Source organism: Geomicrobium sp. JCM 19055, from assembly GCF_000698185.1.
GTDB classification, from domain to species: Bacteria; Bacillota; Bacilli; order Bacillales; family Marinococcaceae; genus Geomicrobium_A; species Geomicrobium_A sediminis.
Genome location: NZ_BAXL01000012.1, coordinates 73,081 through 96,857, shown reverse-complemented (window position 1 = coordinate 96,857; position 23,777 = coordinate 73,081). Strand labels below are relative to the sequence as shown.

At 40.8% G+C, this 23,777-nt stretch carries 22 protein-coding genes, 5 pseudogenes and 1 riboswitch; of the genes and pseudogenes, 19 read left to right on the top strand and 8 right to left on the bottom strand.

Annotated elements, in window-relative coordinates; all coding sequences use genetic code 11:
- Positions 1–39: 39 nt before the first annotated feature.
- Positions 40–561: a cyclase family protein gene (locus JCM19055_RS11915; RefSeq protein WP_042359870.1), complete on the top strand. Its 522-nt coding sequence runs from the start codon at positions 40–42 to the stop codon at positions 559–561.
- Here JCM19055_RS11915 and uvsE read toward each other — a convergent pair.
- Positions 553–1,509: a UV DNA damage repair endonuclease UvsE gene (uvsE, locus tag JCM19055_RS11910; protein WP_042359869.1), complete on the bottom strand. Its 957-nt coding sequence runs from the start codon at positions 1,507–1,509 to the stop codon at positions 553–555. The two genes, JCM19055_RS11915 and uvsE, sit on opposite strands and share 9 nt — an antisense overlap.
- 182 nt (positions 1,510–1,691) lie before the next feature.
- A riboswitch (FMN riboswitch) is annotated at positions 1,692–1,835 on the top strand.
- 178 nt (positions 1,836–2,013) lie between these two features.
- Between uvsE and JCM19055_RS11905 the strand changes: the two genes are divergently transcribed.
- On the top strand, positions 2,014–2,616 hold the full coding sequence (locus JCM19055_RS11905) for an ECF transporter S component (protein WP_042359868.1): 603 nt from the start codon (positions 2,014–2,016) through the stop codon (positions 2,614–2,616).
- Between the two features lie 41 nt (positions 2,617–2,657).
- On the opposite strand, the pseudogene JCM19055_RS11900 reads toward JCM19055_RS11905, so the two are convergent.
- From JCM19055_RS11900 to dctP, 4 genes and pseudogenes are all read right to left on the bottom strand, one after another.
- A pseudogene (locus tag JCM19055_RS11900) lies at positions 2,658–3,936 on the bottom strand (TRAP transporter large permease).
- A complete protein-coding gene (locus JCM19055_RS29475; protein WP_265182081.1) occupies positions 3,937–4,167 on the bottom strand; it encodes a TRAP transporter small permease in 231 nt (76 codons plus the stop codon). It abuts the pseudogene before it with no gap.
- Entirely contained in the window at positions 4,121–4,447 is a 327-nt protein-coding gene (locus tag JCM19055_RS29470; RefSeq protein ID WP_052366270.1) for a TRAP transporter small permease, read from the bottom strand. The genes JCM19055_RS29475 and JCM19055_RS29470 overlap by 47 nt, the downstream gene beginning before the upstream one ends.
- A 21-nt stretch (positions 4,448–4,468) precedes the next feature.
- Entirely contained in the window at positions 4,469–5,545 is a 1,077-nt protein-coding gene (dctP, locus tag JCM19055_RS11890) for a TRAP transporter substrate-binding protein DctP (RefSeq protein WP_052366269.1), read from the bottom strand.
- 220 nt (positions 5,546–5,765) lie between these two features.
- Between dctP and JCM19055_RS11885 the strand changes: the two are divergent.
- The 16 genes and pseudogenes from JCM19055_RS11885 to JCM19055_RS11820 all read left to right on the top strand — a co-directional run bounded on the left by JCM19055_RS11885 (position 5,766) and on the right by JCM19055_RS11820 (position 19,911).
- A pseudogene (locus JCM19055_RS11885) lies at positions 5,766–6,438 on the top strand (response regulator transcription factor).
- Positions 6,439–7,809, top strand: coding sequence for a cell wall metabolism sensor histidine kinase WalK (locus JCM19055_RS11880; protein WP_052366268.1), 1,371 nt, complete (start codon positions 6,439–6,441; stop codon positions 7,807–7,809).
- Positions 7,810–7,831: 22 nt separating this feature from the next.
- Positions 7,832–11,322 (top strand): annotated as a pseudogene (locus JCM19055_RS31720) (efflux RND transporter permease subunit).
- Positions 11,323–11,588: 266 nt separating this feature from the next.
- The gene (locus JCM19055_RS27350) at positions 11,589–11,741 is read left to right on the top strand and encodes a hypothetical protein (protein ID WP_193745402.1); all 153 of its coding nucleotides are present in this window, start codon (positions 11,589–11,591) and stop codon (positions 11,739–11,741) included.
- Positions 11,742–11,800: 59 nt separating this feature from the next.
- A complete protein-coding gene (locus JCM19055_RS11870; protein ID WP_042359867.1) occupies positions 11,801–12,052 on the top strand; it encodes a hypothetical protein in 252 nt (83 codons plus the stop codon).
- A gap of 341 nt (positions 12,053–12,393) precedes the next feature.
- Positions 12,394–13,152 carry an aminoglycoside adenylyltransferase domain-containing protein gene (locus JCM19055_RS23820; protein ID WP_052366267.1) on the top strand — a complete coding sequence of 253 codons (759 nt, stop codon included), beginning with the start codon at positions 12,394–12,396 and terminating at the stop codon, positions 13,150–13,152.
- Positions 13,153–13,220: 68 nt separating this feature from the next.
- Positions 13,221–14,363, top strand: a complete 1,143-nt coding sequence (locus JCM19055_RS11860) for a mechanosensitive ion channel family protein (RefSeq protein ID WP_042359866.1) — start codon at positions 13,221–13,223, stop codon at positions 14,361–14,363.
- 77 nt (positions 14,364–14,440) lie between these two features.
- A complete protein-coding gene (dapD, locus tag JCM19055_RS11855; protein WP_042359865.1) occupies positions 14,441–15,157 on the top strand; it encodes a 2,3,4,5-tetrahydropyridine-2,6-dicarboxylate N-acetyltransferase in 717 nt (238 codons plus the stop codon).
- A gap of 77 nt (positions 15,158–15,234) precedes the next feature.
- Positions 15,235–16,347: pseudogene (locus JCM19055_RS11850) on the top strand (N-acetyldiaminopimelate deacetylase).
- 73 nt (positions 16,348–16,420) lie between these two features.
- Positions 16,421–17,128, top strand: coding sequence for a glycerophosphodiester phosphodiesterase (locus JCM19055_RS11845; RefSeq protein WP_042359864.1), 708 nt, complete (start codon positions 16,421–16,423; stop codon positions 17,126–17,128).
- Between the two features lie 43 nt (positions 17,129–17,171).
- Positions 17,172–17,540, top strand: coding sequence for a PhoU domain-containing protein (locus JCM19055_RS11840; protein ID WP_042359863.1), 369 nt, complete (start codon positions 17,172–17,174; stop codon positions 17,538–17,540).
- Positions 17,524–17,841 carry a PhoU domain-containing protein gene (locus JCM19055_RS11835; protein ID WP_042359862.1) on the top strand — a complete coding sequence of 106 codons (318 nt, stop codon included), beginning with the start codon at positions 17,524–17,526 and terminating at the stop codon, positions 17,839–17,841. Before JCM19055_RS11840 ends, JCM19055_RS11835 begins: the two co-directional genes overlap by 17 nt.
- Positions 17,822–17,977 (top strand): hypothetical protein, encoded by a 156-nt coding sequence (locus tag JCM19055_RS27345; RefSeq protein WP_193745401.1) that lies wholly within the window; start codon positions 17,822–17,824, stop codon positions 17,975–17,977. The genes JCM19055_RS11835 and JCM19055_RS27345 overlap by 20 nt, the downstream gene beginning before the upstream one ends.
- Positions 17,935–18,261 carry a Na/Pi symporter gene (locus tag JCM19055_RS11830; RefSeq protein ID WP_081833649.1) on the top strand — a complete coding sequence of 109 codons (327 nt, stop codon included), beginning with the start codon at positions 17,935–17,937 and terminating at the stop codon, positions 18,259–18,261. Before JCM19055_RS27345 ends, JCM19055_RS11830 begins: the two co-directional genes overlap by 43 nt.
- Complete coding sequence (locus JCM19055_RS11825; RefSeq protein ID WP_042359860.1) at positions 18,261–19,412, top strand: Na/Pi cotransporter family protein; 1,152 nt, start codon at positions 18,261–18,263, stop codon at positions 19,410–19,412. Before JCM19055_RS11830 ends, JCM19055_RS11825 begins: the two co-directional genes overlap by 1 nt.
- 79 nt (positions 19,413–19,491) lie before the next feature.
- On the top strand, positions 19,492–19,911 hold the full coding sequence (locus JCM19055_RS11820; RefSeq protein WP_042359859.1) for a TlpA disulfide reductase family protein: 420 nt from the start codon (positions 19,492–19,494) through the stop codon (positions 19,909–19,911).
- A gap of 224 nt (positions 19,912–20,135) precedes the next feature.
- Here the strand turns inward: JCM19055_RS11820 and JCM19055_RS11815 are convergent, their stop codons facing one another.
- The 3 genes and pseudogenes from JCM19055_RS11815 to JCM19055_RS11805 form a co-directional block, all read right to left on the bottom strand.
- Positions 20,136–20,723, bottom strand: a complete 588-nt coding sequence (locus tag JCM19055_RS11815; protein WP_052366266.1) for a CHRD domain-containing protein — start codon at positions 20,721–20,723, stop codon at positions 20,136–20,138.
- A gap of 305 nt (positions 20,724–21,028) precedes the next feature.
- A pseudogene (gene rnjA / locus JCM19055_RS11810) lies at positions 21,029–22,697 on the bottom strand (ribonuclease J1).
- Positions 22,697–22,906 (bottom strand): DNA-dependent RNA polymerase subunit epsilon, encoded by a 210-nt coding sequence (locus JCM19055_RS11805; protein ID WP_042359858.1) that lies wholly within the window; start codon positions 22,904–22,906, stop codon positions 22,697–22,699. The pseudogene rnjA and the gene JCM19055_RS11805 overlap by 1 nt, the downstream one beginning before the upstream one ends.
- A gap of 420 nt (positions 22,907–23,326) precedes the next feature.
- On the opposite strand from JCM19055_RS11805, the gene JCM19055_RS29455 reads away from it, so the two are divergent.
- Positions 23,327–23,776: an HAD-IIB family hydrolase gene (locus JCM19055_RS29455; RefSeq protein ID WP_052366265.1), complete on the top strand. Its 450-nt coding sequence runs from the start codon at positions 23,327–23,329 to the stop codon at positions 23,774–23,776.
- Position 23,777 lies beyond the last annotated feature (1 nt).

Sequence of the window (23,777 nt, the reverse complement as noted above, 5' to 3'; positions counted from 1 at the left end):
CTCGCTTTGCGAGGCGTATCACCGCATTGGGGGATTAGCATGAAGGTAATTGATTTAAGTCAGACCATTCATGATGGAATGGAAGTTTACCCTGGAGATCCAGAAGTTACAATCAATACGGTTTGTACCCTTAGTGAGGATGAGTATGTTGTTCGCCAACTGTCAATGGGTAGCCATACGGGCACGCATGTGGATGCATTTTCACATATGCATGAAAGTGGCTTAACGTTAAGTGAGATTCCACTTCAGCAGTTCCTCGGTCAAGCTGTACGGGTCGACCTACGACGTCCATTTCCAGAAAAGACGGGATTAATCTTTACGGATGCTGTTGATCTTGATCACTATGAACAAATTGTAAAGGCTCATCCTCCATTTGTTGGTGGTGAAATTAGCGAGAAGCTTGAGCGCGCGCTATTAAAGAAACAAATTGTGACCTATACAAATTTAGTCTCATTAGAGCGTCTTCCTAAGTTAGAACCGTTTTTGTTCGTTGGGCTACCACTTAAAATTAAAGACGGTGACGGTTCACCTGTTCGTGCAGTCGCAGTTTTTTTATCGTGAAACAATGCCACCACAATGGCGCTTGTATCCGCGAATTTTTGTGATGTCTTCAATTAGCTTAAGGCAAGCTCGGTCTTTTTCTTTTGCTTCAATCATGACATCAACAGACGTGTTGAGTGATTTTAATACGTCAAGTAACGGACGTATAAAGTCGATGTTTACATAATCTGAATGACTACGAAAAGCATTGTCTGACTTTGGAGAAGAAAGATGAATTTTTGGTGGTTGACCAGTTCTTTCCCACGTTTTAAACAGACGAGGGAGCAGTTCGTGTAGATCTTCATTATCATCATGATTTGCCACGTAATGATGATAATCAAACATCATCGGGAAATCGTGACGTTCACATAGTTCTAGTGTTTCAGTCGTTGTATACGTTTTATCATCATTTTCAAATGTCATCTGCTTTGCAATCGCTTTAGGAATTGATTGGATATTGTGTGAAAAGCGCTTGAGCGCTTCAGAGCGATCATTGTAGGTGCCACCAACATGGATGTTTATGCGAATGTCTTCATGAAGGTTCATTGCTTTACTTAATGCGTAATGATACGTTAAGTCTTTGATTGCGTTATCGGTGACATGCTGTTTTGGACTTGTGAATAGCGTAAATTGATTCGGATGGAAGCTCGTCCGCAATTGATTTGAGTTAACAATTTCGCCAATTTCTTTGTATAAGTGCTTAAAAGGAGTAATATAATCAAAATCGACTTCATCATGAGTCGCAAGCGGAACAATTGATGAAGAAAAACGATACAATGGAATTTGTTGTGCGACGGTGTAAAGAAGAATGCGGCGAGTGCGACGTAAGTTTTCTTCGGTAATCGCGTGTAATTGTGATAGGGCATCTTTTGGATCTAATGATTTGAATCTTGAGAACGTCATCGTTTTTGCAGGGGATGCTTCATAGAGATGTAAAGCATTAGAAACAAACCCAAATCGAATGTGCATATGTGCCTCCTTGCGCGTTTTTGTCTTAGAAAGGGTACCCATCTGGATGAAAACTAAACCTGTTCGGTTCTGTAGCTTTTTGCGAGCATGCGTAAGACTTTTCAGAAAAAAAAGAATTAAATCCGAGTAAACGACTTGACGTTATCAATAAAGTGCAGTAGGATAGAAACATAATAAAATAAATTGGTCTTCGGGGCAGGGTGAAATTCCCGACCGGCGGTGATTCACGATCGTTGTGATTAGTCCGTGAGCTGCTTAAATGTTTAAGTGGTTGATCTGGTGAAATTCCAGAGCCGACAGTAAAGTCTGGATGGGAGAAGATTGCAGAGAATCGTTTGCGATTCTAAGCTTGTATCAGTTGTTGATACATGTTTATTTTGCGAATCATTTGTTTTGATAATTAAGCCCCTTTGTTTTTAAGCAAAGGGGCTTTTCTCATTTTTATCATCAAAACAATGATGCCTCTGTTATCCCTTTTTTTACCGAAGAAGGGAGAGATGAGTTATGAATCAACAAACAAAGACGTTTCGGCTCGTAAGTTACGCAATATTAGGTGCGATGGGAACTGCGTTTATGTTTATTAGTTTCCCAATTCCGTTTTTACCGGCAAACTTTTTGAGTTTGGATTTTAGTGAGATTCCAGTTCTTTTAGCAGCGATTTTATTCTCACCGGTTGCAGGCATTGCAGTTGCTGGGGTTAAGATTGCGCTGTACACGTTGTTTATGGGAGCAGGCGATCCAATTGGTATGGTTACGAACTTTATGGCAAGTTTAGCTTTCGTTTTGCCGATTGCTTACATTTATCGTCGTTTCCGTACGACGAAGAGTCTCGTACTCGGAATTGGTGTCGGTACAGTGTCCTTAACGGTAATTCTTAGTGTATTAAATTACTTTATCTTCTTACCGGCGTATGTATGGCTCGTTGGAATGGATCTTTCTAGCGGTATGATGCTTACGATGGTGTTAGGTGGTATTTTACCTTTTAACTTAATTAAAGGAATTGTCGTTGGTGCGGTTTTTGTGCCTGTATTCTTAAAGCTATACCCACTCCTCAAAAAACAGCGTGTGGGTGCAACGCTTAAGAAGCCGACCGTTCATGAACAATAATACAAAACGATGAACGGCCAAAGTGCCATTCATCGTTTTTTTTATTGCCGTAACTGCAGTAAGCCCATGCTTAGGAAAGGGAAGAACGTGACAATGAGCACGTTAATGATCATCATCAACAGAAATGGTGTGACCGCTCGTACGACACCTTCAAACTTCGTTTCTCCGACTTGTGCTGCAACAAATAATGATACACCAACAGGTGGGGTAATCAGACCAATCGATAAGTTAACGATCATGATAATACCAAAGTGTACCGGGTCCATGCCGATGCTAGTAACGATCGGAAGGAGTATCGGTGTGAGGATGATAACAGACGCAATCGTTTCCATAAACGTTCCGATTAATAAAAGCATAACGTTGATTAGCAATATAATCATAATTGGAGACAATGCTGAGTCCATAATCAAACCTGCAAATGATTGAGGAACTTGCTCTCGTGTTAAGATCATTCCAAATAAAGCTGCAGTCGAAATGATGAACATAATAACAGACGAAGTGACGGCAGATTCTACGAGTATTTTTCGCATAACGCCAAGTGTTAATTGTTTGTATACAAAAATACCGACTAAAAATCCATATACAACCGCGATTGCCGAGGCTTCGGTCGGTGTAAAAAAAGCCACCGTAAATACCTCCTAAAATAATGATGGGCATGAGCAAAGCGAGAAAAGCATCTTTAAATGACGTGCCGATTTTTCTGATGTTCGTTGGTTCTGAAGCGGCTCCGTACCCTTTAATTCTAGAGATAATATAAGCGACGAGCATTAACGACAAGCCAATCATAATGCCTGGCAAAATCCCAGCGATGAACAATGCACCAACCGATGTTCCTGCTGAAACACCGTACAACACGAGTGGTACGCTAGGTGGAATAATAATCCCAGTCGTTCCACCAGCTGCATTAACTGCAGCTGCGAAGTTGCGGTCATAGCCGTTTTTAACCATGGATGAAATTAAAATCGCACCAACTGCGGCGGTTGTTGCGGATGCCGAACCTGAAAGGGCGGCAAAGATTAAACAAGAGACAATTGCAACGTGTGCTAATCCGCCGCGAAATTGTCCGACAAGACTTTTGGCGAAGTCAACGATGCGTTGCGAGATTCCGCCGTGTTCCATTAACTTCCCAGCTAAAATAAAGAAAGGTGCTGCCATTAATGGAAACGAGTCTAAGGCAGCGAACATTCGTTGAGGTAACGTAATTAAGTCGGTTTGTCCACTTGCAATGAAAACGATGACAGATGCAAGGCCGAGGGCAATCGCAATCGGGACGTTGATCAGGAATAATACGAATAGTGCGACAAATAAAAGGATAACCATTTATTCCACCCCTTCGATGCCCTTCTTTGTCGAATCGGTTTGTTCTGGTTGCTTAAGTGCTTTCATAGTGACGTCAAACAGGTTAAGAATCATTAAACAACCGCTTAGTGGGATGACACTATACACATAGCCCATCGGAATGCCGAGTGCTGCTGATCGCTGTATCATAGAGCGATCCATCATTTCAATGCCCTTTACGATTAAGATAAAAAAGAATACTGTACAGACAATGGCTACAACGACGTGAAGGATTTGTGACCATTGTTTTTTTAAGTCTCGTAACGAAAGCTTCTATGCTAATATGTGCGCCGTACTGAAAAGCGAAACTAGCACCGAGAAAGGTAACCCAAATCATAAGATAGCGGGCAAGTTCTTCGGTCCAAGGAAATGACATATTAAATAACGCACGGCTAATGATTTGCACAAAAACAGCGAGAACCATGAGTGCAAGCAAAAGAGCAGTTATATTTTCAACGGTGCGATTGGTTTTTTTGATGATTTTGTGCCACAATCTGATCCCTACCTTCTATTGTCAACGGTTTAAATTCGTAATACGCTCAACATAGTCCCCGAAGGAATCAGCGTGACGATCGTATACAGATTGTACTGATTCGCGAAACGCTTCAATATCAACTTCTGAATGATCAACAATTTCCATACCTTCATCAATCATATGTTGTTTTTGCTCGACTTCCATATCTTGATTAATGGCTCGCTGCTCGCTAGCAAATGAGCGACCTAACGTACGTAATGTGTCTTGTATATCTTCAGGCAAAGAGTCGAAACGGTCTTGATTCATGATTAAGTAAGCCGATGCATAATAGAGGTTCGTTTCTGTATAGTAGTCTTGCACTTCAAATAGATTCCCGCTTTCAAATACCCCGTAAGACGTATCAAGACCATCAACAATTCCTTGTTGGATTGAAGAGTACGTTTCTGGCCATGCAATCGGAGTTGGTGACGCTCCTAATGCGTTATACGTATCGACATGCATATCATTTTCAATCGTACGCATTGTAAGACCTGATAAATCATCAGGGTGCACTATTGGATGAGAATCGTTTGAGAAATGACGGAAGCCGTTTTCCCAAATTCCGAGTCCTACCATATTCGCATTCTCCATATAGCCGAGTAACTCATCACCGATTTCACCGTCCACCGCTTCGTAAACATGATCAGTACTTTCGAACAGGAAAGGCATTTCTAATACTGCTAGTTCAGGTACGAAATTACCGACGGGACCTGAAGTAATGAGGCCCATATCTAATGTTCCGAATGAAATTTGCTCAACCATATCTCGCTCTCCACCGAGCTGACCCCCGCCATAAATGGAAAGCTCCACATTCCCATCTGTCTCTTCTAGCAATTGTTCGGCAAATGCATCCATGCCAATGGAATACGCTTCGTTTGGTGGAGCAACATGTCCCACTTCAATCGTAATGACATCCTCATTGTTTTCAGAGGAGCCTTCTGTTTCATCAGAATCTAAGTCTTCCTCATCAATCGTCTCTGCACCTGTTAGTGATTCACCTTCAGAAGTGTCCAAGTCATCACTGGCAGAGTCGATGCCACAACCTGCTAAAACAAATGAAGATGTAAGCGCTACCAAAAAAACCGGATCGCAATGGAAATTTAATCATGATAAGCCCCCTTATAATTTTCTGAATTGCATTACTATTATATTTGAAATTAAATAGAACTACAATAAAAAATACGAATAAAATCTAATTGTTTCGGGTTTAGTAGCAGTTTTTTTGCGATTTTTGGTCGTATTTGTCATAATCAGTTCATGTTATAGGTATACACTAAAGGGATAAGGAGGGATTGATGTGACGACAATCCTTGTTGCTGATGATGATGCACATATTCGAAAGTTAATCCGTTTATACTTAGAAAATGCAAGTTATAAAGTAATCGAGGCTCGCGATGGGAAAGAAGCACTACTATACATGAAGCAGCAAGACGTCTCACTAGCATTAATTGATGTAATGATGCCGAAACTTGATGGCATTCAATTAACGAAATCCATTCGAGAACAGTCGTCGATTCCAATCTTAATGATTACAGCAAAAGGAGAGTCTAAAGATAAGATCAACGGATTTAATGCCGGAACGGATGATTATCTAGTAAAACCGTTCGATCCGATCGAAATGACGTTACGAGTGAAAGCTCTACTAAAGCGTTCAGACAGTGGAAGTCAGCAGGCCACAACAATTGGAGCGTATACGATAGATTTAGACCGCCTCCAAGTTATGAAAGACGATGACGTTGTGGTCTTAAAGAAGAAGGAATGTGAGTTACTTTTTCATCTAGCGAAATTTCCAGGAAAGATTTTTACGAGGGAACAATTAATTGAATCAATTGGGGAATCGATTTTACAGGTGACGATCGAACGGTAGATGTACATATCAAACGTTTACGCGAAAAAAAATTCGCCATTTACCAGAGTTATCAATAAAAACTGTGCGCGGGTTAGGCTATGCACTCGAGGCGATGAATTAAATGTTATTTCTACTGTGGCGACAACGTTTTCATGTACGCATTGTTATTACGTTTATCGTCGTTTTATTTGTCAGTTTATTGATCGCTTACGTTTATGCTTATTTCATGTACCCAGAACATTATCAATCTGAATTATCGGTTACGAGTATTGAATCAGGAATGAATACCGTACTTCAAGCTAATGAGCTTGATTCATTTGAGGAGATTGAGGAATTAGCACAGTCTTATCAAGCCGAAGTGATTGCAGTTGATGGGGATCGTGATGTGGCTTTTTTAACTGAACAAGCGAGCTCTATTTCAACGACGTCTATTCAGCGCATAAATCGTCTCAACGAATTAGAAACGGCATTTACATTTCGAAGTGATGTAGACATGTTTGAAGTCGTTGCTCCACAAGAAGTTCAGGGCGAAAATTATACGTTTGTTTACCAGTTTGACATTACAGAGGAGTCAGAAGCGGTTCGGCATATTGTCCTAGTCGTATTGATGATCGTATTAATTATTGGTAGCTTAGGGTTTCTAGTAGCGTCTACCCCAATTATCTCACCGATCAATCAATTATCCAATGCAGCTAGAAAAATGGCGAAAGGTGATTTCTCGGTTTACATTAAGAAAAAAAGGGAAGATGAGATAGGCGAGCTCGTCGACAATTTTAATTATATGTCCAAAGAACTACAACAAATTGAAACGATGAGACAAGAGTTCGTTAGCAATGTCTCGCATGAATTTAAGTCCCCAATGACGACAATTAATGGATTCGTTCAGGCAATTCGTGACGGTGTCGTAAAAGAAGATGAACAAAAAGAGTACTTAGATATTATTCATTCAAGTACGCAACGACTTTCACGACTGAGTGACCATTTACTCCAACTCGCTTCGCTCGAGTCAGAACATCATCCCATTGAAAAGCACGAATACTTAGTTGATGAACAAATTCGACGCGTCGTTCTTTCCACCCAATTGTTATGGGAACAAAAAAATATAACGATTAACATCGACCTTCCTCAAATTCTGATCGTTGCCGATCAAGATTTAATGGAGCAAGTGTGGATGAACTTACTAACAAATGCAATTAAGTTCTCCGACCGAGGTGGGGTTATTGATATTGAAGCGAAAAATGACCGTGGAAAATTTACAATTGTTTTTCGAGATCAAGGCATTGGCATCCCGAAAGAACATTTGCCATATGTATTTGAGAGATTTTACACAGTGGATACATCGAGAACACCACAGATCAGTGGGAATGGGCTCGGGCTCTCCCTCGTTAAGCGAATCTTAGATTTGCATAAGTTTAGTATTAAAGTAGAAAGTAAACGTAACCTTGGAACGAGCATGTACGTATCCATTAACGAAACAAATAATGAAAAATAAAAATGTGAACGACTGATGACAAATGTCCCAAGTCATATACAGTTCATGTTTCATGTGTATGATCAGTAAAGATAGAAATGAAATAGGGGTGGAGTGCATGACGAACTTTTCCATAAGGCGTCCGGTATTTACGATTGTGGTCATGATTCTCTTTATCATTATGGGAATCGTGTCCTCAACTAGGTTGCCTTTGCAACTAATTCCAGACATAGAACCACCAGTTGCAGCAGTTGTTACGAGTTATCCAAACGCAGGTCCTGAAGAAGTATTATCTGAAGTGACCGAACCAATTGAAAATCAGCTTTCCAGAACGACTGGATTAGAACTAATGCAGTCGAACAGTATGGAAGGAACATCCATGATTATCTTACAGTTCGATTGGGATACATCCATTAGTGATGTTGAGCTGGAGATTATTAATACACTAAGGCAAGTTGATTTACCAGATGATGTGGATGAGCCGAGCTTTTTACAGTTTGACCCATCGATGTTCCCAATGATGCAACTCGCGGTTACTTCTGGTGACGATGTGATTGATTTCCAAGATGATGTACTTAGTCTTGAAGATGAATTATTAAACATTCCTGGTGTCGCTAGCGTTGACGAAGCGGGAAGTTTAAGTGAAATCGTTGAAATAAATCTTGATCGAGAGCTTATGGACGATTATTCACTGGCGCAAGAAGATATCACAGGTGCCATACAGGCGAACAACGTATCAATGCCTGGTGGAACGGTTGAACAAGACGAACTTAGTCTAACAACGCGTGTGATCAGTGAGCTTACAACTCTTGAAGACATACGAGAAGTCGTGGTTGGTGTTGATCCAGGAAGTGGGGATCAAGTAACAGTAGATGATGTTGGTGAAGTAGATGTCGTTACTGAAGAACAATCAACGATTACACGAGCCAACTTAGAAGAAGCAATTACTCTGTCGATCATGCAAGAATCCAATGCAAACACGACACAAACGTCAAATGCAGTGAACGATCGACTTGATGAATTATTAAATGATAGTGACTATGAAGATCTAGAAGTCGTTACTTTATATGACGAAGGTGACTTTATTAACCAAGCGATTAATAGCGTGTTATCAGCGTTAATTCTTGGTGGTGTGCTCGCGATGTCGGTGCTTTTCTTATTCCTTCGAAACTTGAAAACACCATTTATTATCGGGCTTGCTATTCCATTTTCAGTCATTGTAACGTTTGCGTTCATGTATTTCTTAGACATTGGCCTAAACATTATGACACTCGGTGGTTTAGCACTCGGGATCGGTCTTGTTATTGACAACGCCATCGTAGTGATCGAGAACATTTACCGTCACTTATCAAAAGGCAAGGATCCAAAAGACGCAGCGCGTGAAGGAACGAAAGAAGTCTTTGGTGCAATTGTCGCCTCGACATTGACGACCATCTCTGTGTTCCTACCAATTGTCTTTATCTCAGGCATCGTAGGAGACATTTTTAGAGAGCTCGCTTTAACAGTATCGTTTAGTTTATTGTCTTCATTACTTGTTGCAATTACCGTCGTACCGATGGTTGCAAGTCGTGTGCTAAAAACACCAGATGAAGACATAGAAGATAAACGTCGTAATTCCAAATCGATGAACTGGTTAGAAAATATGACCCACTGGTCGCTTGCTCATCGTAAATCAGTCATTGCCATCACATTCTTGCTCTTATTTGGTGGTATTGCAGGACTCTTTACCGTCGGTACGGAGCTCTTGCCAGAAAGTGATCAAGCTCATTTAATGTTGACGTTGAAATGGAGCCAGGAACAAGTTTAGAAAGAACGGATGAAGCCGTTGCGGCAATTGAAGAAGTACTCGATGATTACCAAGAAATTGCCGATTACTCTGCGACCATCGGTGGCTCTTCAATGGATATGGGCGGAAATGGTCAATCTCACGTTGCGGAGATTATCGTTTCACTCGTACCGATGGATGAGCGAACATTAACGGATGCGGAATTCGTTGAATCAATTACTCGCGATTTAGAACGTGCCGATGATGGTGTTGAGGAATTAAGCGCATATACGATGTCTGCTGCGATGGGTGGCGAAGCGAATACCGTACCATTTATCGTTTCTCATGAAGATCGTTCAGAGCTATACGACTTTGCATATGACTTAGAAGATGAATTACTCGATTACAACATCATTAACGATGTTGAACTGAGTATTGAGGAAACAATTCCAGAGATCGCCATCGACGTTGATTCTGATGAGGCATTAGAGAATGGCCTAACGCCTGCTGAAATTGCGAGTCAAGTGAGTGAAGCAACTCGTGGTGAAACGATCGCACTCGTTCAGCTTACGAGCAATGGCGATGACGAAGACGAGGAAGAGAACGACGAAAATGCATCGTCTTCCACATATGAAGTTGTCGTTGGTTTAGATAGCAGTTACACCGATACGATTGAAGAACTTGAAGTATTAACCATTCGAAACAGTGAAGGTGATACGGTAAACTTAGGAGATGTTGCTGAGATATCTGACGGTGAAAGTCCAGCGTCAATTCAGCGAGCGGACCAAGAGGAAGCTGTTGAATTTACAGTAAGTTACACGACCGCTGCTGTTTTGAGTGATGTATCCGCATCAATTGAAGAAGCTGTTGCAGAAATTGAGTTACCAGACGGTGCACAATTCTCATTTGGTGGGGAACAAGAAATTTTAGATGATGCGATTGCAAGTATGATTTTAGCACTTGCATTAGCGATTATCTTTATTTACCTGATTATGGCTGCACAGTTTGAGTCCTTTAAGTTACCATTTATTATGATGCTTACTGTACCGCTCGTCATTATTGGTGTTGCGATTGCTTTAACTGCAACGCAAACAGCAATCGGGATTACCGCGTTTATCGGGATCATTATCCTCGTCGGTATTGCTGTTAACAACGGGATCGTTATGCTCGACTTCGTAAATCAACGTAAACGAGCAGGGATGTCAACGTATGATGCTTTAGTTGAATCCGTTCAATTAAGAACGAGACCGATTGTGATGACGTCTGTTACTGCGATTCTCGGTATGGTACCAATTGCAATTGGTATGGGTGAAGGTGCAGAGATGCAACAGCCGATGGCGATTGCGGTCATTGGTGGCTTAATTAGTAGTACACTACTCACACTCGTGTTCATTCCAGTTATGTACAGTTTGTTTGATAAAGAAACGAGATCAAAGAAACCGTATGTCGTCGTTGATGATCGTGATGGTGAGAGAAGGTATTTAACAGCTACAAAAGAGAGCAACAAAGATCACGTAGACCCACAATACGACGATCGACATCCAGAAAGCGAAACAAGTCAAGATGAACGTCGTTACGCATCAGAAGAAGACTTAAACGACGCTGAAGAGAAAACAACAACTGACGAACAATCCACAGAGGATTCGTCACCAGTGTCAGAGCAAAAACGAGAAACTCGTGCTGATGATTTAAGTAAAGATGAGATTCTTGATCTTCTAGATACGATTGTTCGTCGTAATAAAGACGAAAATAAAAACGACAAAGAATAACGATTTTTACTGCTGAGGAACAATTTCTCAGCAGTTTTTTTGTTCCATCATAAAGACGATGGTCTATGAAACTACCCAATTTCATAGACGTTTTGCTCGTTTTTCCTTTAATCTAGGTCTTTCAATTACAAAGCATGTTCCATTGCTACATAGAATTAACTGTAAGCAAAAATATGGTTGATTAAAGGAGAGTAAATAAATGTCATTTAATCATTGGGATAACTTATTCGGATGTTTCGGTGGTAACAACAAAGGTGGTCGTGGTCATGGTCGCGGCTGTGGTTGTGAGCGCCGTCGTCACTGTGGATGTAAGAGAGATTATGATTATGATTATGATTGCTGTGAGAAGAAAGACAAATGTAGACGCGAAGAGCGTTGCCGCATTCGTTTTGAAATCGAATGTGACGACTAATCTTTAATCTTTTTACCGGGAGCACGTACTTCGTGCTCCTTATTTTCACGAAGGAGGTGTATTTAAATGGGAAAATCTCGTCATCACTGGAACGGGTGTTCATGTCGTGAGGATCGTAATCGCGATGATCGTAACCGTGAGGATCGTAATCATGGCTGCGGGAACGATGATAACGTTTTCGAAAGTGGCTATCAAAAGCTGCTGCACCTTGGTACCCAAAAGAAAGAGAATCTAGACCTGATTGTGGTCGAAAGCCAGAAAAAGAAAAAAAGCCGTTCACGTCTTAGAGGAACGATTTATATCTCTTGTGATCGTTAATGATTAAATTCAGTAGGCAATGACGGAAATATTGCTAGAGTAGGTCAAGTCATTACTAGAGTATAAGGTAGCTTGCATAAGATATCGTATGGAAGGAAGTAGACATATCCGCCGATGTTTTACTTCTTTCCATCGAATGAAAGTGCCATACCCCCGGTCTGTATCAGTGACATGTAATTCCCTCCTATATATGAACGGACCCATTGAAACGAGGCTTTTGCCTCGTTCTTTTTCTTTTTGATTGCAACATCTCAAACAATCAGCTAACATATTCTTAAGTGCATATAAATATGCATTAGATAAATCATACTTAATGATATGGATGGAGGAAGATGCTGATCATGGATGACCAGATTGACGATTATTTGCGTCATTTAAAAGAAGTGGTAAGTACGGTTCTTAAAGACCGCCTCACAGGCTTGTACTTGAGTGGCTCGAAGGTTTTAGGTGATTATGACGAGGAGGTTAGTGATTTAGACATATTCTGTGTCGTAAATCGTCCAATTCGTGCAGAAGACCAACAGAGATTACTGGAATTGTTAAGTGAGGAAGAACTTGAAGTACCTGGAAATGGACTTGAGTTTTTATGTGTTCTTGAAGAAGAAGTAACCCATCCTCATTCATTGCCATCTTATGAATTCGTGCTAATTAAAAGGCGAGGTCTTGACGCTGTGATGAAGCATGAAGGTATGGATGAAGGTTTGCTGATGGATTTTACCATTTGTTATCAATCTGGAAAACTGATCGCAGGAAAGCCTGCGCAAGAAGTGATTGGAGAAGTACCTGTGCCATGGTTAAACGAGGCAATGAAAGGGTCACTTCGTCAACATAAACTAAATGTATTTCACCCGTTTTATGATCCGTACGGTCATGAAGCTGTCCTAAATGCTTGCCGTTCTTGGTGCTTTAAAGAGCTCGGGCGAATGACTTCCAAAACGAAGGGCGCGACTTGGGCGTTAAAACGTTGGAAGAATTCGAAAGTGATTGAACAGGCATTGTTAATCAGAGAAGGTAAGTGGGATAAGCGATTGGACGAAGGGGCAGTACATGAATTATTAGATCATGTACTTACATTAGAACGCATAAAAGTGTCAACATGACAATGAATAAGAGATCAGACGATGGGGGAATCGAATGATTCTCTCTTTTTTTCGTTTTGGAGGTTCACATGGTTGAGTTATATTATGAGTCAATAGAGAGTTACCCGTGGTTAAGGTTTGTGTTTGCGTTTTTAATCATTTGTATGTTTTTATTCCTGCGCAAATTATTTACGCGCTATGTCTTTGCCTTCGTACTAAGAATATCTAGGAAAAGTCAAAGTGAAGTCATTCCAAACTTCTTACTTAGTTATCAAAAGCCGCTCCGGTTTTTCTTCGTTACGCTAGGGCTTTATCTTGCTTTGTTGTACTTATTCCCAGCAGACCCAACTGCCGTTGAAAGTAGACGCTTTGATTTAATTACGACGGTGTTTAGAACGACGATTATAATTACGATCGGTTGGGGATTATTTAACTTCTCAGGAACGACGTCTAACATGTTTAAAAAGCTTAGCATGCGTTTAGACGGAGACGAAGACAGTATGCTCGTACCGTTTTTATCAAGGATATTACGAGCGATTATCATTGCCTTAACGTTAACTGTGGTTTTAGATACGTGGGGTTTCGACATTAACGGTTTTATCGCTGGTCTTGGTTTAGGTGGACTAGCCTTTGCCTTAGCTGCTCAAGACACGATCGGGAACTTCTTTGGTGGTATTATCATCGTTACAGAGCGACCATTCAAGAAGGGAGATTGGATTGAAACACCAACTGTAGAGGGGATTGTCGAAGACATTTCGTTTCGAAGTACAAAGGTACGGACGTTTTCGGAAGGGCTCGTAACCGTCCCGAATTCTACACTTGCCCATGAACCGATTACGAACTGGTCTGAAATGAATAAACGCCAAATTGCATTTGAAATTCAATTCCCATTTGAAACACCCATTGCTTCTTTAAAACGTTCACGTGAACGTATTGAAAACGAGTTGAAAGAGCATGAAGGAATTGATCAAGAAACGATTTTTGTTCGATTACACGATTTCAATCAGTCGGGAATTGAATTAATGTTTTATTTCTTCACGAAAACGACTGCTTGGGAAGAGTGGCTGATTGTGAAAGAAGGGGTTAACTTGCGGATTGTGGAAATCTTACATGAAGAAGGGGTAGATTTCGCGTTACCAGCACGAGACCTCTACGTCAAAACTCATGATAGCCTAGAAGAGATCATTGAAGACGAAGAACACGTGGAAGGTGAGCGTTCGCGAGAACCTTAAGCTTTTGTTCACACTACGAATGTGATAATCTAGAATAGGAAAATTGATACTACGAGAGTGTTTGGAGGAAATGAATTATGAAAATGATGGACGGACATGAGATTGTTAAGTTTATTTCTGAATCAGAGAAATCAACACCGGTAAAAGTATACCTTAACGGTGATGTATCTAATAGTAATTTCGGTGAAGGTGCGAAAGTCTACCCGAATGAAAAGGGAGCTGTCGTATTCGGTGAGTGGAAAGCAGTTCAAGCTGCATTAAACGAAGCGAAGATTGAAGACTATGTCGTTGAGAACGATCGTCGTAACTCTGCGATTCCTTTGCTTGACATGAAAAACATTAAAGCGCGCATTGAACCAGGCGCAATCATTCGTGACCAAGTTGAGATTGGTGACAATGCTGTCATTATGATGGGTGCAAGCATCAACATTGGATCGGTTGTTGGCGAAGGTACAATGATTGATATGAACGTTGTTATGGGTGGACGAGCTACAGTTGGTAAGAACTGTCATATCGGAGCGGGTGCTGTACTAGCAGGCGTTGTAGAGCCACCATCAGCACAACCAGTGATCGTGGAAGACGATGTTGTGATCGGTGCAAATGCAGTCATTCTTGAAGGCGTACGTGTCGGTAAAGGATCTGTTGTCGCTGCAGGTGCAATCGTTACAGAAGATGTACCAGAGAACAAAGTCGTAGCTGGTACACCAGCGCGTGTTATCAAAGACATTGACGAAGGTACACGTGGAAAGACTGAAATTAAGCAAGAACTTCGCAAGTTAAAAGAAGAAGAATAATCGTATGCTCCCGTTTGGCTAACAAACGGGAGTCTTTTCAATCATGAGGTGAGACGATGATCTATAGTGATGACGTAATGATCGAATTAAGAAGGGATTTTCACAGAATTCCTGAACCTGGATTTGAAGAAGTTAAAACGAGTGCTCGCATTAAAAAAACAAGTGGACGATATGCCTCAAGAGTACTTAACGATTGAACCTTTTGAGACAGGGTATTTTATTAAAGTTCAAGGCAGTAATCCGTCCCAAACCATCGGTTATCGAACGGATATAGATGGACTTCCTGTCGATGAAAAAACAGGACTGCCTTTTGCCTCAGAGCATGAGGGGTTTATGCATGCATGTGGTCATGATTTTCATATGACGATTGCGCTTTCTCTTTTGAATTATTTTGCTCATGAGCAGCCAATAGACAATCTATTGTTTATTTTTCAGCCTGCAGAAGAAGGACCTGGTGGCGCAGAGCCGATGATGCAATCAGCGATCTTTAAACAATGGAAACCAGATTGGATGATGCTTTACACGTTGATCCACTTCGCCAAGTAGGAACGATCTCAACGAAGCCAGGTTTGTTATTTGCAAATACAGGAGAATTTAATTTACATTTGCAAGGAAAAGGTGGCCATGCTGCATTCCCACATGATGCGAATGATATGGTCGTCGCTTCGAGTTACATGGTGACGCAACTTCAATCGATTATTTCAAGAAGAATCAACCCATTAGATAGTGCGGTCATCACCATCGGTAAAATCGAAAGCGGAAAAAAAGAAAACATTATTGCAGACCGTGCAGATACTGAAGGAACGATTCGAACACGCTCAAAAGAAGCGATGCAACTTGTAAAGCAAAATATCCTAGACATGGGAGAAGGTATCTCAAAAAGCTTTCAATGTAACGTTGATGTTGAGTGGGGATCAAGCTACAAACAAGTGTGGAATGATGAAGCACGTGTATCATCATTTATTGCTTTTGTAGAGGCGGACCCAAACGTTCAATTTGAATTGAGCAAAGAGGCGATGACAGGGGAAGACTTCGGGTTCTTTCTTGATGAAATTCCAGGATTTATGTTCTGGCTAGGCGTAGATGGAGAAGCAGGGTTACATGAGCCAACATTAAACCCTAAAGAAGCAGCGATCCCGATTGCAGTCGAAACGGTCAAAAACTATTTAACGAGCGAAATGAAGCGCTAATACGAAAAGGTGTCACAACGGAATCCGTGTGGCACCTTTTATAACATTACTTATAATCAATGGAGGTGTAGTGATGTTTATCGCACATCGAGGCTATTCACAGATCGCACCAGAGAATACGATCGCAGCCTTTCAAGAAGCCATCAAGCATGGAGCAACAGGGATTGAATTGGACGTTCACTTAACGAAAGATAACAAGCTTGTGATCATTCATGATGAAGCCCTGCAACGCACGACGAATGGAAAGGGTTTGGTGAGTGAGTATGAACTAACACAACTCCAACAACTTGATGCAGGAAGTTGGTTTCATCCTAAATATAAAGATGAGACGCTGCCAACCTTGGGTGAAGTAATTGAGGCGCTACCTAAAGACGTGCTCATCAATGTTGAGATTAAAAACATCCCGTCCTTTTATAAAGGAATTGAAAAAGCGGTCGTCGAAACGATTGAAAGGTACGGAAGATTTGAACAAACGATCGTTTCTTCGTTTGACCATAGTTGCCTGTACAACGTAAAACAATTGAATGAATCGATTAAAATAGGTGTACTTGTCAATCAGAAAATGCATAACATTCGACATTATGTTCAGGGATTTGAGCCTTACGACGTGTACGCCGTTCATCCTCATCATCGGTTAATTTCAGCAGAAGACATTTCAGAATTTAAAGAAATAGGTTTGAAAACGTTTGTTTATACGGTAAATGACGAGCATGAAGCAAACGAGTGGCTACAATCTGGAGTTGATGGCATAATTTCTGATTGTATCATGAAGAAAACATAAATTTCATAAGCTAAATAACTGAGAAGGAGGGGGATACAATCAAGTGAAACTTTTTAATGAAGAATTCAATGACATTTATCGACAATTGCTTAAAATGGGAAATCTAGCGAAAGAACAAATGACAGATCTTCCTGATGCGCTGTTTAAGCAAGATCAGAACACGATTCATTCACTAATCAAAGGAGATCTAGCGGTTGATCATTTGGATCAAGATATTCATCAACGAGTGTTGGAGCTTATTGTATTTCAACCTCCTATGCCAAGTGAATTGCAACAATTATCAGCGATCATGCGTGTTGCAAGAGAGATTGAACGAATTGGGGATCAAATTGTAAACATCGCTGAAGTTGGTGAAACATTTCGCAAAAATGGAGTCCTTGAAATTGGAGGAAAGATTGAAGAAAAAAATTAAAGAAATGAATTCAAAAAGTGAAACGATGTTTAACGAAGCGTTAATTATGCTCAAGGAACGAGATTACCGACAAGGAGAAACGATTGAAGAGCAAGACGAAGTTGTTGATCATTTATTCCAGAACATTCAAGCATTAATTCAAGAAGAGATGAAATTAAATGTTCAACGCATTCCTCAGCTTTCACCGTTGTTTTTTGTGATTCGTTATTATGAGCGGCTAGCGGACCATGTCGTTAACATCGTTACGAAAATGAAGGAGAGCCAAGAAGAAGGTGCCGGCTATGGACTGGTTGACGATTAGTTTACAAATGGCTGGCGGCTTAGCCATTTTTTTGTATGGAATGTATATCGCAAGTGACGGTTTGAAGCGAGCGGCGTCTAGTCGCCTCCGAACATTTTTGCAACGGGTGACAAAAACCAACTGTACGGAGCGCTAGCAGGGATTGTATTAGCGGCTGCCATGCAATCTTCAACAGCTGCTACTGTGATGACAGTTGGTTTTGTAAATGCAGGTTTAATTAGCTTAAGGAGAGCACTTGGGGTGATGCTTGGCTCTGCGGTCGGTACGACGTTGACCGTTCAATTAATTGCTTTTTCTATTACAGATTACGCCCTTGCGTTTGTAACGCTAGGCGTTTTGTTGTTTCTTATTAACATTCGCATTCGTTCTTACGGTTCAATTATTCTAGGTTTTGGTTTTGTGTTTTTGGGATGGGCCTAATGACTGGAGCGATGGAGCCGCTCCAGTGTGACGAACAGTTTACGCAGTTAATGACACTTCTTTCAGGTAATTTATGGCTCGCAGTATTCGCTGGTATTGCTTTTACAGCTGTGATCCAAAATAGTGCTGCAACCATTGCAATCGCGATGACGCTTGCTTCAACTGGTGCAATTTCCTTAGAAGCAGGAGTAGGAATTGTGTATGGAGCTAATTTTGGTACTGTATTTACGGCAATGATCTCTAGTCTTACAGCAACAATTGATGCGAAAAGAGCAGCGGTTGCCCATGCAATTTTTAAGTTTATCGGTGTATTAATTTTCCTTCCATTTACGACGCTTTTTATCCAATTGCTTACGCTTATTGGTGGTGATATTGAGCGGCAATTAGCAAATGCACATACGTTGTTTAATGTTGTGAATGTCATTGTTTTATTGCCGTTTTGCAATCGGTTTGCCATATGGATGGAAAGACTTATGCCAAAGTCCGAACGCAATAAAACTAGCCATCATAAATACATTGATCAAACGACAGCGAAGTTTCCAGCAGTTGGGCTTTTGCAAGCGCGAAAAGAGATTGAACATATGTTGGAGCGTGTAGAGTCTAGGATGTTTCCTGAACTTATGCGAATGTTGGAAAGCGATAAAGCTCGAAAAGCGATTATGGAGGAAGAGCAGGTGATTGACTCACTCTACAAAACAACGTTCCATCATTTAAGAAGGATTACAGAACAACATTTAAAGGATTCAGAAACGAATGAGGCCATTAAACTGTTATCAATTAATAACGATGTAGAACGACAAACGAACGTGATGAAAGAGATGGCTCGTGCGTTAAGTAAATTAGAAGCGAGACAAAAAGTGCTCAATCATTGGGAGCGTGCGAATATTGAAGCGCTTTATAAAGAAGTGAGTGAAAGCTTTGTTCATACGTCCCGAGCCTTTGTAGAACATGACAAAGAACTAGCTATTCGTGTCATTTACAACAACCCAAAAGTCCAACGGATGGAACGAGAAATGCGTTATGGACACTTTTATCACGGTTCGGGTTCTAGCAGTACGGTGAGTATGATTTATGCTGATGTAATGAATGGGATGTTGCGTATTCACCAGCATAACGTCAATCTTTCGCAAACGTTATTAGATCGTGTCTAAACTTCAATGTGCCCGTAACCAATGTTCGCCTTAATGAGTACGATAAACCACATCGGTACTTATGAAAGGGGACATGAAAATGGGACTTCGAATTGGTTCAGAGATGCCTAAGTTAGATAAGATTAACTGGGTAAGTGGCTATCCAGAACAGCAAGCTAGTAAACCGTATCTCGTACATTTTTGGACGTTAGATTGCAGCTCTTGTATTGAGTTAATGCCAGATGTTGCAGCGCTTTTAAAGCGTTATGACGGACTCATTCATACCGTTTCCATTAATTTGGAAGGTGAAGATGAGGAAGAAGTGATTGCAAAGGCGAAGAAAGCAGGAATAGAAGCGCCAGTTGGAATCGATGAGGAGACGCTGTTGTCGGATGCATTCGGTTATAATTTTATCCCTGCGTTCTATTTATTCGATGCAAATGGCAGCATGAGGTACTTCCAGCAAGGTCAAGATCACGTTGCTACATTAGAACAAAGAATTAAACGATTGTTGCGGTAAGTCAAAGCGAATAGAAGTATGTATGGATTCAATTCAGTGACCTCCACCCTGTCAAGGTGGCGCTCTTGTCTATTCTGTAATTGCAAATTAATCTTGAAGGATCAAATTGTGTATGTCTAAATAAGCGCGCTAGATGGTGGGCTGAGCTGGAAAGATCACAGATCAGACGTCATTCCAGCGCGCAATCTATCATTTCCTTACAAATGTTGCGGGAATTATAAATTTTAGCTAAAAAGAAAGCCTGTTATGTTTTTCCATAGAGAGGTAAACCAGTTCCCTGAACTTGAACCACCCATGCCTGTTTGAGGCATTTCTGTTGGCATCGTGGCTTTTTCCATTGCAGCGTTTTGAGCATATTCATCTAGCTGTCCACGTAGTTCTCCGTCAGGATAATCTTCTGTGTGAATGTTTGCATACACGTCACCTGCTACAAGGGCCATTGAAAATTCTTCCCAACTTAAATCACCAACAAGATCATCCGCATGTAAAGTGCCTGAAGCGATATCGCCATTATAATCCATCGGCTCATCATTGTGGAACAAGAATAATTCTACTGGTCCGTCTTCGTCAGCGGAGCCGCTATGCAAATGTCCAGCAGTAGCACCTTCTAAATATTCAGCATGAATCCAATAGTCAAGGGTATCGCCATCGTCACTAACTTCAAAATGTGCTGTTCCCATTGCATCACTTTCAACATTCATTACTTCATTTTCTGGGCTCAGCTCAACTAAAAATTCCCGTCCTTCGTGATCAGCGGAAGCCGTGCTCGCGAATGTCGTGACAGCTAATACTCCAGCTAACGGAAACACCATTGCTTTTTTTCATAAGAAATCGCTCCTTTTGAAATTAATGAAATCACAACTAGCTATGTGTAAGCTAATGTGTAATCTCTTAATAAAGCTAACGATTGGCTTGTCAATCCGGATCACTTTTTCTAATAATTTATTATTTTTAATTATTGTTTAAACCACGCGCCTAGTTAAAAACTAAATATAAAAGTGTTCGTGACTTGGATTAGTAATGAATGAGCAGAGACCCGGGTGTAAGTTAGGTGGGCATAAAAAAGCGTAAAGATCACATTGATCTTTACGCTTTTTTTTACTAAAGAGATTTTCACTTAAACTTCCATAATGATTGGCAAAATCATTGGTTTACGCTTTGTCTTTTCGTACAGGAACGGTGCTAACAATTCAATGATCTCGTTTTTAATTTCGGACCATTGGGTTGTTTTTTTGACCCATTAAGTCTCTTAAGTGTTTGTCGAGCATTTTCTGAGCGTCGTGAATGAGATGGGAAGACTCACGCATATAGACGAATCCTCTTGAGATGATGTCAGGTCCAGCTGATACTTTGAAGTTCTTCATATCAAGTGAGACGACCACAACAACGAGACCTTCTTCAGATAGAATGCGACGGTCTCTTAACACGATGTTACCGATGTCGCCGATTCCATTTCCATCCACATAGACTGCTCCAGAAGGAACTTTGCCGATTTTCTTCGCTTCGTCGCGCTTTAGTCCAAGTACTTCACCTGTATCCATAATGAAGACGTTCTCTTCTGGAATTCCACAATCCATCGCCAATTTCTTATGGCTTACGAGCATGCGGTACTCCCCATGAATAGGGAAGAAGTACTTTGGTTTCATGAGACGAAGCATGAGCTTTTGTTCTTCTTGGCCACCGTGTCCAGACGTGTGGATGTCATTTAGTGGGCCGTGAATAACGTTTGCTCCTGCACGGAATAGTTGGTTAATAATCTTGTTAACGCTAAGTGTGTTACCTGGAATTGGTGAACTTGAGAAAACGACCGTGTCTCCAGGAATAATTTGAATTTGACGGTGAGTTCCATGAGCAATTCGAGAAAGAGCTGCCATTGGTTCACCTTGTGAGCCAGTACAAAGAATAGTCACTTCATTATCCGGAATACGACTTAGTTGGTTCGTGTCAACGAACGTATCTTTCGGTGCTTGAATGTAGCCAAGTTCTTGTCCGATTGTAAGTGCAGACTCCATGCTACGTCCAAATACGGCGATTTTTCGGCCGTGTTTAACGGCGGAAGTGACGACTTGTTGTAAACGATAAATGTTTGAAGCGAATGTCGCGAAAATAATTCTTCCATCAACTTGTTGGAAGATATTCTCGATGCTATCGCCAACTTTACGCTCAGACATCGTAAATCCAGGTACTTCACTGTTTGTACTATCAGATAGTAAACAAAGTACGCCTTCATCACCAAGTCGAGCCATTCGCGTTAAGTTGGCTGGTTCACCAACTGGGGTGAAGTCAAATTTAAAGTCACCAGTATGAACGATGTTGCCTTCAGGCGTATTAACGACAATCCCGAGTGCATCAGGGATGCTATGTGTCGTACGGAAGAAAGAAAGTGAAAGATGTTTAAATGAAATCACATCGTCTTCATTTAGTTCAATCATCTTCGTTCTACGTAATAACCCGTGTTCTTCAAGTTTGCCACGAAGTAATCCGTTAGCAAGCTTTCCACCATACACTGGTACATTAATCTCACGTAACAAATAAGGAATGCCACCAATGTGATCTTCGTGACCGTGAGTAATAAATAGTCCGACAATCTTGTCTTCATTACGAGCTAAATACGTATAATCAGGAATAACATAATCAATGCCGAGCAATTCATCTTCAGGGAACATAATCCCTGCATCTATAATGACAATTTCGTCTTTGTATTCAATGGCATACGTGTTTTTACCGATTTCGCCAAGCCCTCCTAAGGCGAAAACTGCTACTTGATCTTCTTGCAATTGCTTCATTACTTATTCTCCAATTTAAAGTCAGGACGACTTTGCTCATATTCTAAATGTGCACCTGTTAACGGTTGGATAAACTCAATGTTATAGTTGTCCGCAGCAAGTTTACGACGTACGTCGCGCTCATCTTTTGCTTCGATGTATAACGCTTCTGTTTTTTCGCGTACAGGTACTTCAGTTGCTTTCGTTTGATACATTACTTTATAAATCATTTCTATCTCTCCTTATTCTCACAAAAGTACAACGTTTATTATGAAGTAGCATCGTGTATTCTACTTAATCGTTGTTATCTGTACTGTTATCTCTGAACTTTACAGACATTCCGTTCATGATTGGGGTTTATCTAGTAGAAGTGGTCCCTTAAAGAATATCCAATGCTCGGCCGATGAGATTCCAAAAGGGGAGGGCACTGCCACGAAAACATAAACCCAGCAGACAGTCTCTTTATTTTAGCGTATTTCCTGCTTGTTCGCAAATAAACCTACCATATAATTCCTCGTCTTAAGCCGTCCATCTTGTAGTGTACCCAATAGTTTAGACAGAAAAAAAGCAGTTAAAACATTCTAGAGGGTTTTCAGTCATAAATTTATCCGACATAATAATAGGAGAATAGGGCAATGAGGAGTGAGAGTATGAACCAAAAGATCGTTTTTTTAGACATAGACGGAACGATTTACAATGAAGAGAAGCAAATGTCAAAAGCTACAAAGCATGCAGTAAAACAGCTTCAAGAACAAGGGCATCACGTCGTTATTGCAACTGGGCGCGCTCCTTTTATGTACAATGAGCTCAAAAAAGAGCTAAACATTACAACACATATCGGCTTTAACGGCTCTTATGTCGTACTTGATGATCAAGTTGTACTAGCGAAATCACTCGATAAAGATGCGTTAAAAGCGATTCGCTCAGACGCTCATGAAAAGGGTCATCCAATGGTTGTTATGGACCATTTAGGAGCAAGAACAAACATCGCCGCAAGTGATCGAATTCGAGAATGTATGGATAGCTTGCATCTTCCTTATCCGAATGTTGTCAACGATCCATTTGAAGGTGAGATTTATCAAGGATTGCTTTTTTTCTAAA

Bases quoted from the DNA above. Each gene is read 5' to 3' on its own strand.
- JCM19055_RS29455 (WP_052366265.1), top strand. From the start codon at position 23,327: ATGAACCAAAAGATCGTTTTTTTAGACATAGACGGAACGATTTACAAT.
- JCM19055_RS11905 (WP_042359868.1), top strand. From the start codon at position 2,014: ATGAATCAACAAACAAAGACGTTTCGGCTCGTAAGTTACGCAATATTA.
- JCM19055_RS11815 (WP_052366266.1), bottom strand. From the start codon at position 20,723: ATGGTGTTTCCGTTAGCTGGAGTATTAGCTGTCACGACATTCGCGAGC.
- JCM19055_RS11805 (WP_042359858.1), bottom strand. From the start codon at position 22,906: ATGATTTATAAAGTAATGTATCAAACGAAAGCAACTGAAGTACCTGTA.
- JCM19055_RS11820 (WP_042359859.1), top strand. From the start codon at position 19,492: ATGGGACTTCGAATTGGTTCAGAGATGCCTAAGTTAGATAAGATTAAC.
- JCM19055_RS27345 (WP_193745401.1), top strand. From the start codon at position 17,822: ATGGACTGGTTGACGATTAGTTTACAAATGGCTGGCGGCTTAGCCATT.
- JCM19055_RS11915 (WP_042359870.1), top strand. From the start codon at position 40: ATGAAGGTAATTGATTTAAGTCAGACCATTCATGATGGAATGGAAGTT.
- JCM19055_RS11825 (WP_042359860.1), top strand. From the start codon at position 18,261: ATGACTGGAGCGATGGAGCCGCTCCAGTGTGACGAACAGTTTACGCAG.
- JCM19055_RS23820 (WP_052366267.1), top strand. From the start codon at position 12,394: ATGGATGACCAGATTGACGATTATTTGCGTCATTTAAAAGAAGTGGTA.
- dapD (WP_042359865.1), top strand. From the start codon at position 14,441: ATGAAAATGATGGACGGACATGAGATTGTTAAGTTTATTTCTGAATCA.
- JCM19055_RS11880 (WP_052366268.1), top strand. From the start codon at position 6,439: ATGTTATTTCTACTGTGGCGACAACGTTTTCATGTACGCATTGTTATT.
- JCM19055_RS11860 (WP_042359866.1), top strand. From the start codon at position 13,221: ATGGTTGAGTTATATTATGAGTCAATAGAGAGTTACCCGTGGTTAAGG.
- JCM19055_RS11870 (WP_042359867.1), top strand. From the start codon at position 11,801: ATGGGAAAATCTCGTCATCACTGGAACGGGTGTTCATGTCGTGAGGAT.
- JCM19055_RS11845 (WP_042359864.1), top strand. From the start codon at position 16,421: ATGTTTATCGCACATCGAGGCTATTCACAGATCGCACCAGAGAATACG.
- JCM19055_RS27350 (WP_193745402.1), top strand. From the start codon at position 11,589: ATGGTCGCGGCTGTGGTTGTGAGCGCCGTCGTCACTGTGGATGTAAGA.
- uvsE (WP_042359869.1), bottom strand. From the start codon at position 1,509: ATGCACATTCGATTTGGGTTTGTTTCTAATGCTTTACATCTCTATGAA.